The 11,594-nt window shown below is 71.0% G+C and carries 16 protein-coding genes; 8 read left to right on the top strand and 8 right to left on the bottom strand.

Features of this window, described 5'->3' with window-relative positions; genetic code table 11:
* Window positions 1-163: 163 nt before the first annotated feature.
* From MXD58_RS10415 to MXD58_RS10400, 4 genes are all read right to left on the bottom strand, one after another.
* The gene (locus tag MXD58_RS10415; RefSeq protein WP_248839476.1) at window positions 164-754 is read right to left on the bottom strand and encodes a hypothetical protein; all 591 of its coding nucleotides are present in this window, start codon (window positions 752-754) and stop codon (window positions 164-166) included.
* A gap of 2 nt (window positions 755-756) precedes the next feature.
* On the bottom strand, window positions 757-1,119 hold the full coding sequence (locus MXD58_RS10410) for a PadR family transcriptional regulator (protein WP_248839477.1): 363 nt from the start codon (window positions 1,117-1,119) through the stop codon (window positions 757-759).
* A gap of 132 nt (window positions 1,120-1,251) precedes the next feature.
* Window positions 1,252-2,547, bottom strand: a complete 1,296-nt coding sequence (locus MXD58_RS10405; RefSeq protein WP_248839478.1) for a benzoate/H(+) symporter BenE family transporter — start codon at window positions 2,545-2,547, stop codon at window positions 1,252-1,254.
* Window positions 2,548-2,587: 40 nt separating this feature from the next.
* On the bottom strand, window positions 2,588-2,932 hold the full coding sequence (locus MXD58_RS10400) for a hypothetical protein (RefSeq protein WP_248839479.1): 345 nt from the start codon (window positions 2,930-2,932) through the stop codon (window positions 2,588-2,590).
* Between the two features lie 195 nt (window positions 2,933-3,127).
* Between MXD58_RS10400 and MXD58_RS10395 the strand changes: the two genes are divergently transcribed.
* Together MXD58_RS10395 and MXD58_RS10390 are read left to right on the top strand one after the other, a co-directional pair.
* The gene (locus tag MXD58_RS10395; protein WP_248839480.1) at window positions 3,128-4,645 is read left to right on the top strand and encodes an amidase; all 1,518 of its coding nucleotides are present in this window, start codon (window positions 3,128-3,130) and stop codon (window positions 4,643-4,645) included.
* 115 nt (window positions 4,646-4,760) lie between these two features.
* A complete protein-coding gene (locus tag MXD58_RS10390; RefSeq protein ID WP_248839481.1) occupies window positions 4,761-5,141 on the top strand; it encodes a hypothetical protein in 381 nt (126 codons plus the stop codon).
* Window positions 5,142-5,289: 148 nt separating this feature from the next.
* Here MXD58_RS10390 and MXD58_RS10385 read toward each other — a convergent pair whose 3' ends face one another.
* Window positions 5,290-5,682 (bottom strand): hypothetical protein, encoded by a 393-nt coding sequence (locus tag MXD58_RS10385; protein ID WP_248839482.1) that lies wholly within the window; start codon window positions 5,680-5,682, stop codon window positions 5,290-5,292.
* Window positions 5,683-5,754: 72 nt separating this feature from the next.
* Window positions 5,755-6,708 (bottom strand): Vgb family protein, encoded by a 954-nt coding sequence (locus tag MXD58_RS10380; protein ID WP_248839483.1) that lies wholly within the window; start codon window positions 6,706-6,708, stop codon window positions 5,755-5,757.
* Between the two features lie 387 nt (window positions 6,709-7,095).
* Here MXD58_RS10380 and MXD58_RS10375 point away from each other — a divergent pair, with 387 nt between their 5' ends.
* On the top strand, window positions 7,096-7,608 hold the full coding sequence (locus MXD58_RS10375; RefSeq protein ID WP_248839484.1) for a GNAT family N-acetyltransferase: 513 nt from the start codon (window positions 7,096-7,098) through the stop codon (window positions 7,606-7,608).
* Window positions 7,609-7,617: 9 nt separating this feature from the next.
* Here the strand turns inward: MXD58_RS10375 and MXD58_RS10370 are convergent, their stop codons facing one another.
* Together MXD58_RS10370 and MXD58_RS10365 are read right to left on the bottom strand one after the other, a co-directional pair.
* Entirely contained in the window at window positions 7,618-8,052 is a 435-nt protein-coding gene (locus MXD58_RS10370) for an SgcJ/EcaC family oxidoreductase (RefSeq protein ID WP_248839485.1), read from the bottom strand.
* Window positions 8,053-8,057: 5 nt separating this feature from the next.
* On the bottom strand, window positions 8,058-8,804 hold the full coding sequence (locus tag MXD58_RS10365; RefSeq protein WP_250609256.1) for an MBL fold metallo-hydrolase: 747 nt from the start codon (window positions 8,802-8,804) through the stop codon (window positions 8,058-8,060).
* Between the two features lie 248 nt (window positions 8,805-9,052).
* Here MXD58_RS10365 and MXD58_RS10360 point away from each other — a divergent pair, with 248 nt between their 5' ends.
* The 5 genes from MXD58_RS10360 to MXD58_RS10340 form a co-directional block, all read left to right on the top strand.
* Window positions 9,053-9,262 (top strand): cold-shock protein, encoded by a 210-nt coding sequence (locus tag MXD58_RS10360; protein ID WP_248839487.1) that lies wholly within the window; start codon window positions 9,053-9,055, stop codon window positions 9,260-9,262.
* 242 nt (window positions 9,263-9,504) lie between these two features.
* A complete protein-coding gene (locus MXD58_RS10355) occupies window positions 9,505-10,515 on the top strand; it encodes a glycosyltransferase (protein WP_248839489.1) in 1,011 nt (336 codons plus the stop codon).
* Window positions 10,515-10,712, top strand: coding sequence for a cold-shock protein (locus tag MXD58_RS31670; protein WP_308301938.1), 198 nt, complete (start codon window positions 10,515-10,517; stop codon window positions 10,710-10,712). Before MXD58_RS10355 ends, MXD58_RS31670 begins: the two co-directional genes overlap by 1 nt.
* Before the next feature lie 91 nt (window positions 10,713-10,803).
* The gene (locus MXD58_RS10345) at window positions 10,804-11,244 is read left to right on the top strand and encodes a VOC family protein (protein WP_248841460.1); all 441 of its coding nucleotides are present in this window, start codon (window positions 10,804-10,806) and stop codon (window positions 11,242-11,244) included.
* 30 nt (window positions 11,245-11,274) lie between these two features.
* Window positions 11,275-11,594, top strand: a 320-nt coding sequence (locus tag MXD58_RS10340) for a putative immunity protein (protein ID WP_374615929.1), incomplete at its 3' end; no start/stop codon positions are given.

Raw genomic sequence — 11,594 nt, 5'->3', positions numbered from 1 at the left:
TTTTTTTTTTTTGTGTGGGGGGGTGGGCGCGGGGGGGGGGGGGCCCCCCCCGGCGTCCACCGGGGTGGTGCGCGCGCTGAGCCGGTCAGAACGCGCCCCCGCCACGATCGCCGCGTTCTGACCGGGCCCGCGGCGTCGGATGGTCCGCGGCGGGGGGTGTGTTCTAGGCCTCGCCGCCGGTGGCGTTGTCGGTGGCGCTGAGCGTGGCACGGCGGCGCTGGCGACGCCAGGCGGCGTTCAGCCGCCACAACCGGCCGGTGACGACCGCCCCACCCAGCATGATCATGTAGACGAGGGGGGTCCAGGCGCCGCCGACGGAGGTGTGCGCGCCGTGCGTGTAGGTGAACGTCTCGTCGCTGACCAGGTAGCGGATCCCGTGCCACCGGTAGACGCCGGTGGCCTGCGGGTTCGTCGCGGTGATCCCGGCGTGGAAGGCGCTGCGTCCGACGTGGACGAGCAGTGTCATGACGACCTCGACGAGCAGGATCGTCAGGGCGGCGACCGTCCAGGACGGGCGTCGCTTGTGTTCGCCGTATTCGGCGGCGAGGTAGTCGTCGGCGAGGGTCCGCAGGTCACCGAGCTGGTGGACGGCCCGCCCGGCGCCGACGTCGGCGGCGGCCAGACGCAGGTTGTCGCGTAGTTCGCGGCGCTTGTTGATCCGGGATCTGCGCGGCAGGTCCGCGAGGCGGGTGTCCATGGTCCATACGGCGCGTTCGATGCGCGCCCGGTCGAGGAGCGTGCGTGCGCTGGTCATTCTCAGGTGTCCTTTGCTGGGGTGGGCGAGGCGGGCGGGTGGCGGACCAGGACGGGATGGACGACCGCGGCCAGTGACAGCCAGCTCGCGGTGCCTTCGGTGAGCGCCTGGGTGCCGGCGGCGGTGGGCCGGTAGTACTTGCGGGCCGGGCCGGCGTGGGAGGACACCAGCCGTGCCTGCACGCGGCCTTCGCGTTCGAGGCGGGCCAGCGCCGGGTACACGCTGCCTTCGCTGATGTCGGTCAGGCCGAGTTCGCGTAGGCGCCCGACGACCTCGTAGCCGTAGGACTCGCGTTCGGCGAGCAGGCGTAGCAGCAGCAGCGTCAGGACGCCTTTGAGGAGCTGGGGATCATGCGTCGGCGCCATGGGAGAAAACTAAGCCTGGTACTAGGTGAAGTCAAGTAGTGGGTGTGGGCAGGATGCCGGGTGGTGCGGTGGACGCGCGGTGACGGTGGGTTCCGCGGATCGCTCGCCGTGGCCGGGATGCCCGCTCGCCCCTCAGTGCTGCGGCGCCGAGGGCGGGATGACGCCGGAGGTCGGATTCGGGGCCGCGGGTGGTTGGCGGCGCAGGGTGGCGTGGATGATCAGGCCGACGGCCAGGGACCAGAAGGCGGCGCCGACACCGGCGAGAGTGATCCCGCTGGCCGCGACGACGAAGGTGACGATCGCACTCTGGCGCTCGCGAGCGTCGGCGAGGGCCGAGGCCAGCGACGAGGCGAGCGGGGCGGCCAGCGCGAGACCCGCGGCGGCGGCGGTGACCCCGGCGGGTGCCTCGGTGACGACCGTCACCAGCGCCGTGGACGCCAGCGCGAGCACCAGATAGGTCCAGCCGCACAGATACGCGATCACCCAGCGCCGCCGCGGATCGGGATACGCCTGGGGACTCGCGGCGAGCGCCGCGGTGATCGCGGCCAGGTTGATCGCATGGCCGCCGGCGCACGCGCCGAGCACGGTGCCCAGCCCCGTCACCGTCATCGACTCCCGCCAGGGAACCCGATATCCAAACGACGACATCACCGCGACACCCGGCACGTTCTGCGAGGCCATCGTGACGATGAAGAGCGGCAGCGCCAGGGACAGCACCGACGCCCCCGTCAGCGTCGGCACCGTCCACCTCACCTGGGGCAGCAGCGGCCCGCCGCCACCGCCGTGCAGGGCGAGCCAGATCCCGATCGCCACGACCGCGGCGGCGAACGCGCCGGGCACCGCCCAGCGCGGCGCGAACCGCCCCAGCGTCAGCCACACCACGACCGCCGGGGCGACGAGCGCCGGCTGCTCGACCAGTCCATGGGCGGGCGCCAGGCACAACGGCAGCAGGACCCCGGCGAGCATCGCCTGCGCGATCGGCGCCGGAATCGAGGCGATGAGGGTGCCCAGGCGCGGCCACAGCGCGGTGAGTCCGATCAGCCCGCCGACGAGGCAGAACGCCCCGACCGCCGCCGGCCACCCCCCGTCGACCGCACCGGTCGAGGCGAGCAGCGCGGCGCCCGGCGTCGACCAGGCCAGCAGGATCGGCATCCGGTGCCGGCGGCTGAGCCACAGCGTCCCCACCGCCTGGGTGAGGATGACGGCGAGCAGCCCCGACGCGGCCTGCGTCGGGCTCGCGCCGACGGCCCGCAACCCGGCGAGCACCACCAGGGAGGTGCCCGTGAACCCGACCAACGCCGTGAGGACCCCCGCGCTGAGCAGATGCGCGACCCGCACCCGCGCCGCCGCCGCGCCGAGGTCGTCCGCGGATTCCACGTCGACCGGGTCCGCCGGCTCCCCCGGGCGGCCCCGATCATCCGGTTCCATCTACGGCACGATAGTTCGGATCGTTGTAGCCGCACGTCCATCAAGATGTTGCGATGCGTGGCCCCCGACGCCGTGGCCGTCGGCGCCACCGTTGCCCGAGCAGCGCCTCGCCGACGGCCGACGCCAGCCACGGCCCGTACGGACCGGAGAACGCGGCCAGGTCGGCGGGCGCGAACATGGACTGCTCGATCCGGGCGCCGGTCGCCAGATGCGCCGCCAGCGCGTCGCGGCCACGTGCGGCCGCGCGGAACTCCGCCGCGTCGGAGTCTCCCATCGCGGCGAACCAGTCCAGACCCGCGGCCTCGAACGGCGCCACACCCGCCAGACAGACCACGCCCAGAACGCGCTCGGCGAGCATGCCCGCGCAGGTGTCATAGACATGCACGCTCCGTCCGTCGGGAAGCGCACCATCCCTTTCCATCAATGTCACCGTCTCCGTCGCGACGGTACCCGGTGAACACGGCGGGTCAGGCGACGTTCACGAGAGTCATGTGCGCGGCTATCGCAGGTTGGGGTGGGTGCCCGTGTTGTGCGAATCGGCATTTCATGGCCTCTTCCCGGGGTGGCTACGGTGGGATTCATGCAGTGGAGTTTTACGACGGCCACCGATCTCACCGCCGCCCTGCGGGCCGGTGCGGTGAGTTCGGTGGAGTTGACCGACGAGGCGATTGCCCGGATCGAGCGGGACGACACGGTGATCAACGCGATCTGTGTGCGGGACTTCGACCGGGCGCGGGCCGCCGCGCGCGGTGCCGACCAGGCGCGCGCCCGCGGCGAGGACCGGCCGCTGCTGGGTGTTCCGATCACGGTCAAGGAGTCCTACGACATCGCCGGGCTGCCCACGACCTGGGGCATGCCCGCGCACCGCGACCATGTGCCGGTGCGCGATGCGGTCCAGGTATCGCGGGTCAGAGCCGCCGGGGCGGTGGTGCTCGGCAAGACCAATGTGCCGTTGGGATTGCAGGATCTGCAGAGTTTCAACGAGATCTACGGCACCACTCACAACCCGTGGGATCATTCACGAACACCGGGCGGGTCCTCCGGGGGATCGGCGGCGGCGCTGGCGGCTGGATTCGGCGCGCTGTCCCTCGGCTCCGACCTCGCCGGTTCGCTGCGCACCCCCGCGCATTTCTGCGGTGTCCACGCGCACAAGCCGACGCTTGGGCTGGCGGCCAACCGCGGCATGAACCCGCCCGCCACACCGGCACTGCCGGTCGATCTCGATCTCGCCGTCGTCGGTCCGATGGCGCGCTCCGCCCGCGACCTCACGCTCCTGCTCGACGTCATGGCCGGGCCGGACCCGCTGACCCGCGGCGTCGCCTACGCGCTGACCCTGCCGCCGGCACGCCACCAGCGGCTGCGCGAGTTCCGGGTTCTGGTCCTCGACGAGCATCCGCTTCTCGCGACCGGGTCCGCGGTGCGGGCGGGTGTGCACCGGGTGGCCGACGCGCTGGTCGAGGGCGGCGCCCGCGTCGAACGCCGCAGCCCGCTGCTGCCCGACCTGACGCAGGCCGCGAGGCTCTACACGCGGCTGCTGTTCTCGGGCGCCACCGCGCGTTTCCCCGTCGAGTCCTACGAGCAGCTGCGGATCCGTGCCGCCGGCCTCGGCGCGCACGAGAAGGGTCTCGACGCGGCGCGGCTGCGCGCGATGGTGCTCAGCCACCGCGACTGGATCGAGGCGAACGACCAGCGTGAGCTGCACCGGCACGGCTGGCGGGCGCTGTTCGCCGAGTTCGACGCCGTGGTCTGCCCGATCACGCCGACGCCCGCGTTCCCGCACGACCACAACCCCGATCTGTTCGCACGCCGGATCGACATCGACGGCGTCGAGTACCCGTTCTTCGACCAGCTCGTCTGGGCTGGTCTGGCCACCATGCCCGGTCTGCCCGCCACCGCCATCCCCGCGGGCCGCACCGGCGCGGGTCTGCCGGTGGGAGTGCAGCTCATCGGTCCGATGTTCGAGGACCGCACCCCGCTGCGGCTGGCCGAACTGCTCGAGCAGCGCATCGGCGGCTTCCAGGTTCCCCTCACTCTGCGCACCGCGGTCTCGCAGGGACGCACCGGGCGCAGTGGCGCACCCGGTGCCCCTCCCGCATGATGTAACCGACGGCGATCGAAGCTGCCCCATGAGTGACGTCGTCGGGACGAGGTGGCCACCGTCCAGTGCCCAGTGGTGTCTCCACGAGCCGCAATCCAACGACGGGAAACCCACGATGATCGTCAAGCGGATGTTGTTGCCGATGCTCGCTCTGCTCCTCGCCGCCGCCGCCGTCGCGTTCCTCGCGCCAGGCACGGCGCAGGCCCGGCCGCTGGGAGTCGGCGCCGCGCACCGGCCCGGTGTGGCCGTCGCGCCGCGGCGGGTCTACCAGCCGGGTTCGACCTACCGGGCCGGCGTGGTCTACGGCGCCACGTCCGGTTCCGGGACCACGTCCGGTTCCGGGACCACGTCCGGATCGGGGACCACGTCCGGATCCGCGACGACCTCCAGCTCCGGGACCACGGCGGTGTACGGGGCAGGGGTCGGTGTGGTCCGCACACCGCCGCGGGTCTACCGGCCGAGCCCGGTGTACCGGCCGGGTCTTCGGCGTCGCTGAGAACGCCGCGGACACGGACTTCCCGGAGGTCCGAGTGGGTCGCGCACGATGATGTGCGCCGCCCGCACGGACGCGCACCGCCAGGCGCGCGAGCACGCCCGGTGTGGGGGCCCGGCCGGTCAGCCGGAGCCGGATCCCCGCGGGTCGGCTAGGCGGCCGCGTAGCGGGTGATGTTGGCGACCTTGCAGGTGAACGGCCCGGTGGCGGTGACCAGGCTGTTCGCGTCCTGCGGGGACTGCTGGCCGGAGGCCAGGTTGGTCACGGCGACCAGCCCGGTGCCGATCTGCGTCGTCCCGTCCTGGGACTCGAACGCGATCGTGATCGCGTAGTTCGACGTCTTCGAGCTGTGGTTGGTGACCGTGACCTTCGCGTCGGCGAAGCCGGTGGTCGGATCCGCGGCGCACGCCGTGATCGCCACGTCCTCGGCGTGCGCCGGTCCACTGGCCGGTTTGCCGGTGGTGGCACCGCCCGCGCTGGTGTTGCAGCCCGCGATGCTGAACGTGACCGATGCCGCGGCCACGGCGATCAGTAGTTTGCGCATGGTATCCCCCGATGTGATGTTCCGTGAGGGACGCACCTTACCGACCAGAAAACCGCGTGTTTCGTGCCTGGGTCAGCACTGGTAATGCGGCGGGATATCCCCGTGGACATGCGGCGGGGCCGCGCCGGGCGCCAGACGCGCGAGCATGCCGACTTCGAGGGCGATGTACACGGCGCCGTCCGCGGTGACGGTGAGGCCGTGCGGTTCGCTGGACGGCGTCGGCAGGTCGTATTCGTCGATCTTCCCGTCGGCGCCGATGTGTCCGAGGCGGCCGGTGGCCCAGGCGGTGTACCAGCAGCCGTCGCCGGCCGGGTCGGCGGTGATCGCGTGGGGGCGGGCGGCCCGGTCGGGCAGGGGGAACTCCTCGATGCGGCCGTCCGCGCCGATCCGGCCGATCTGGCCGGCGGCGATCTCGACGAACCAGACGGTGCCGGCGGCGTCGCGGCAGATCCCGACGGGGGCGGCGCCGGCGGTCGGCAGCGGATGCAGGGTGATCTGACCGGTGAGGCTGACCCGGCCGATCGCGTTCGCCTGGTTGGCGCTGAACCAGAGCGTGTCCTGGGCGCCGGCGGTGATCGCCGCGGGGAAGGCTCCCTCGACGGGCAGCGGATACTCGCGGACCGTGCCGTCTTCGGGGTCGAGCCGTCCGATCCGGTCCGTGTTCATCTCGGTGAACCACAGGGCGCCGTCGGCGCCGGTGGTGATCCCGAACGGGCCGGCCGCGGGCGTGGGAAGGTCGAAGGAGCTGGTCGCACCGGCCGGGGTGATCCTGCCGATGCGGTGGTCGCGGTTGCGGGTGAACCACAGCGCGCCGTCCGACCCCGCGGTGATGATCGACGGGCCGCAGTCCGCCGGGGTGAGCGGATAGGAATCCAGCTGGCCGTCGTCGGTCAGCCGCGCGATCCGACCGGCGTGCACCATGGTGAGCCACAGCGCCCCGTCGGGACCGCGGGTCACGTCGTAGGGACCGGCGTCAGGGCCCGCCACCCGCATCTCACTGATCATGGCACTGGACGGCTGGGGCATGCCAGCTCTCCTCGTTCGTCACAGGTCATCTGACCGATCCGGGCTCGCCGCGCCCGCTGTGAGGACGGGGGTCGTACTGCGATGATGGGGGCATGCGTACCCGCTGCGGCTCACGGTGGTCGATCGGTTCGGAGAACTCCGTGCTGTGCCTGTGGTCGCAGGGGTCGGTGCTGTCCATCGGCTCGGTCGGTTCGGTGCTCTCGATCGGGTCGGCCGGCTCAGCCGGGTCCCTGTTCAGCGTGGGGTCGTTCGCGAGCGTCGGCTCGGTTCTGAGCGCCGCTTCCCGCTGGTCACTGCTTTCCTGGCGCGCCCGCCTGGCCTCGATGTCGGCACCGGCCCAGCGCTCAATCGTTTGCCGCGCGCCTGGGGCGCCGCGATCCTGAGGTGGTGCTGATACGACGGGAGGTCCCCGGCGACCAGCGGGCGATCGCCGCGGTGCACGACGCCGCGTTCCCCTGCGCCGAGGGCACACCCGCTGCGGAGACGGTGCTGGTCGACGCCCTGCGCACGGCCGGCGACACCATCGCCGCCCTGTCGCTGGTCGCCGAACGCGACGGTCAGATCGTCGGCCACGTCCTCGCCAGCCGGGCCCACCTCGACACGCTGCCCTGCGTGGGGCTGGCGCCCCTGGGTGTCCTCCCGAGCCATCAGCGCCGCGGTGTCGGCAGCGCCCTGATGCACGCGGTCCTCGCCGCCGCCGACGCGCTGGACGTCCCCGCGGCCGTGCTGCTCGGCGATCCCGCCTACTACCGGCGTTTCGGTTTCCAGCCCGCCGGGCCGCGCGGGGTGCTCCCCCAGGATCCCGGCTGGGCCGAGCACCTCCAGATCCGCACGCTTAACCGCTGGGACGGGCGGGCCCGGGGAGTCTTCCGCTACGCCCCGGCCTTCGCCGCCCTGTGAGTGTCGCGTTCACCCGTGCAGGACGGTGGTGTTCTGGCAGGCGACCAGGCGCCACTGACCGGCCTCCTTCGCCATGACGTAGAGGGGGCTGCCCTCATGCTGGCCTTCGATCGGCGCGCCCTGCGGGGTCAGGTAGCGCTGGCGGACCTTCACCGCGGCGACGTCGGGTCGGATGAACAGCACGTGCACGACCTCGTAGGTCGCCCGCAGGTCCGTCATCGCCCCGGGAAGCACCCGGTGGGTGAACACCGAGATCTCCTCGCGGCCGACAAGGCGAAGACCGTGGGCGGTCGTCCAGAGGGCGTCGGATCGGAACAGCCCGACGAACTCCTCGGGAAGCTCGTTCTGCTGGGAGTGTTCCAGGGTGGCGACCACCTGCCTGATCGCGGTGATCTCGGCGTCGCGGTCCTGGTCGTCAACGTCAAAGACGTCCGTCGTCGTCATACCGATCAGGTTGCATGGTGAACCACAGGTGAGGTCCAGTGCTGCGCGCCGGCAGGTCGGTGCGGTCGGCGCGCGGCGTCGCGCAGCGCGGAGCCGGCGCCGGAGGTGACCGGTTCACCGTGGCCGAAACAGGCGAGGTCGGGGTCCAGGGCCGCCAGCCGGCGCAGGGACATGATCGCGGCGTCCCGGTCGACGTTGAACACCCCGAGGATCACCTGCCCGTCCGGTAGGCGCGCGACGGTGTCGCCGGTGAACAGGACACCGTCCTCGGGCAGGTGGATCGCGACGCTGCCCGGGGTGTGGCCGGCGGCGGCGACGGCCTGCGCGCCACCGCCGAACTCCAACGTGTCGCCGTCGTCGAGGTCACGGTCGACGCGTACCGGCGCCGCCTGGACGATCCCGCCGGCGTTGGCCTGCTCGAAGATCGGACGTTCCCAGTCGAGGAGCACCGGTGGGGCGCCCGCCACCCGCCCGCGGATCACCGCGGCGTCGTCGCGGTGCGCGCAGATGACGACGTCACCCCAGGCGGCGACCTCGTTCGCCGCGCCCACATGGTCGTGGTGGAAATGGGTGAGGACCAGTTGGCGCACGTCGGCGGGGTCGCGGCCCAGCGAGCGGATCCCCGCGGCGATCCGTGCACCGGACCCGGCGACACCGCAGTCGATGAGGGTCAGCCCGTCGTCGTCGACCCAGAGGTAGGCGTGCCCGAGGGGGAAGCGCAGAAAGTAAAGCCTCGGTGCCAGCCGCACCATCTCCCTCGCATCCATACCGGTGACGCTAGAACTGCGATCATCGACCCGCCAGCCTGTTGCGCCCAGCGCGGATCTGCCACCAGCAGACCGGGCGCGCCACGCCTGGCCCGACCCGCCGCATCGCCGCAGGGACGTCGGTGGCGTCCGCCGCGTGCCGGCCGGCAGTGCGTGTCCTGGGGATGGCGGTCCGGTCCGAGGTGCAGAATGGCGCGGACCTGACCGGCACTCCAAGTGAGGGTATCGGCTGTATGAGTGAGCGGCAGAATGGTGTGGTGAAGTGGTTCAACGACGAGAAAGGCTACGGATTCATCACTCCGGAGAACGGTGCGGATCTTTTCGTCCACTTCAGGGCGATCCAGGGCAACGGTTTCAAGAGCCTCCAGGAGGGGCCGGCCGTCACGTTCGTCGCGGTCCAGGGCCAGAAGGGTCTGCAGGCCGATGAGGTCGAGCCCGCGTAGTCCTCGCTCGCCAATGTCGCCGCTCGCCAGTGTCGCCGTCGTCCGAGGAGGATGGGCCCATGCCTGCGATACGACGTTTTGACCATGTCGGTGTCACCGTCGCGGATACAAACGAGAAGCATGAGAGTGTTGTCGAACTCGACAGGCGGACAATCGCCACATGAAACGTAGCGGATCGCTCGCCCTTCGTCTTGCATTGAAGAAACCACGACTCGGACGGTAACGAAAAAGGAGTATCGGTGATGCTTGTTGACTGCGCTGGAGCTCGTATCGGTGGTGCAAAAAGACTGTTGAACGAGTTTGACCTCTACGTGCGGAACCAGGATGCCACCGGCGTGCATGTCGTGGGCCGCGACCGCAGCCTGACCGCGCCGTGGCTCGCGCGCCGCGAGTGCCAGCGGCGACGGTTCGGTTGCGCGGTAGCGCTGAACAACGTGAGCTTCACCGTCACCGGCCATGAGCGTCGGGTCCTCCTGCACGGCGCGCAGCATTTCCTCTGGCCCGAGGAGACACGAGCACTCGGCCCGAGGATCAGCCGGGCCGTGCACCTCCAAGCCCGGGTCGTGCGGACCGCGGCCCTGCGGTCTCATTGTGTCATCGTTCCGTCGACCTCCATGGCAGAACGGGTCGCCAGCGCGCTGCCTGCCGTCACCGACCGGCTCGTCGTTGCCTTCAACCCGGTCACGCTCCCAAGCGCCGACACGCTGTCCACCGGAGACGAGGAAACACCACCCGATCCCGGTCGATGGCCCACAAAAATCCTCTGCCCCATCATCATCACACCCCGCAAAAAGATGACCGGCAGGCTCCGCGCCGCCCTCACCGCCCTCGATATTCTCGCGGCCCCACCGGAACGGATCGACGCCACTCTGCTCGTCACCACACGCGCCGACTGTTTGGAAGACCCCTCCCTGGCAGCTCATCCCCGCCTCGCGCTCATCGGGGAACATCCCGCGGCTGCCGTCACCAGCCTGATGACCCGCTGCGGCGCAATCTTCTTCCCTACCGAGTTGGAGTCGTTCGGCTACCCCCTCGCCGAGGGCCGGCTACTCGGTGTCCCCGTGATCGCCCGGAACACCGCCCACAACCGCGAGATCGCCGGATCCGCGCTGATCGGCTACAACCAGGAAAAACCAGAAGAAATCGCCGCTGCCCTCTGCGCCGCCCTCACCACCACCACGCACCCCGACCACACCAAAATGTTCGCCCGAGACCCCTACTTCAACTTGCTACTCGCCACGCCAAAAAGCTGATGCCCCGGGCCCAGAGATATTCCGACACCGCCCACCTGTCAGCGTTCACCCACAGCCACCTCCACAGCAACCCGGGCACTCTGCTCCACTCCTACCGGACCCCCGGTTTCAAGAGCCTCCAGGAGGGGCCGGCCGTCACGTTCGTCGCGGTCCAGGGCCAGAAGGGTCTGCAGGCCGATGAGGTCGAGCCCGCGTAGTCCTCGCTCGCCAATGTCGCCGCTCGCCAATGTCGCCGCTCGCCAGTGTCGCCGCTCGCCAGTGTCGCCGTCGTCCGAGGAGGATGGGCCCATGCCTGCGATACGACGTTTTGACCATGTCGGTGTCACCGTCGCGGATCTCGACGCGGTGACGGCGTTCTTCGTCGACCTGGGTCTGGAGGTCCGGGGCTCGCAGGAGGTGGAGGGCGAGTTCCTGGACACCGTCTGCGGCATCCCGAACTCCCGCACCAGGATTGTCATGCTCAGCCCGCCAGGAGGTGGCACCTGCCTGGAACTCTCCAGCTTCTCCCGGCCCGAGCACACGCCGGGATCACCCACCGCGATGGCCAACGAACTCGGGCTGCGCAACGTGGCGTTCGAGGTCGAGGACCTGCAGGGCACCGTCGATCGGCTGGCCGCGCAGGGCTACGGGCTCGTCGGCGGGGTGGGCGAGTACGAACACTCCTGGCGCATGGCCTACCTGCGCGGCCCGGAAGGCATCATCGTGGCCCTCGCCGAACGCCTCGGGTGACCCCTACCAGGCTGCCCGTACGGTGAGGGGGTGATCCTCCCCCGGGTCCGCGATACGCGGTTCATCACCGTCCGCCGCGGTGGGGTGCTCACCGACGACGACCATCGGCTGCTGGCCCGGTGGGCGGCCGGGTGCGCCGAGCATGTCCTGGACCTCTTCGAGTCCGCGCAGCCCTCGGACTCCCGGCCTCGGGACGCGATCGAGAGGATCCGGGCCTGGTCGCGTGGCGAGATCACGATGATGCAGGCCCGCGCGGCGGGAGGTCATGCCATGGCCGCGGCCAGAGTGCGCCGCGGCGCACCTCGCCACGCCGCGTTCGCCGCCGGCCAGGCCGCTGTGGTCGCCCACGT

The sequence above is a fragment of the Frankia sp. AgKG'84/4 genome (assembly GCF_023242965.2).
Taxonomy (GTDB): domain Bacteria; phylum Actinomycetota; class Actinomycetes; order Frankiales; family Frankiaceae; genus Frankia.
Note: the sequence above shows the minus strand (reverse complement) of the source record. Positions and strands in the feature narration are given on the sequence as shown.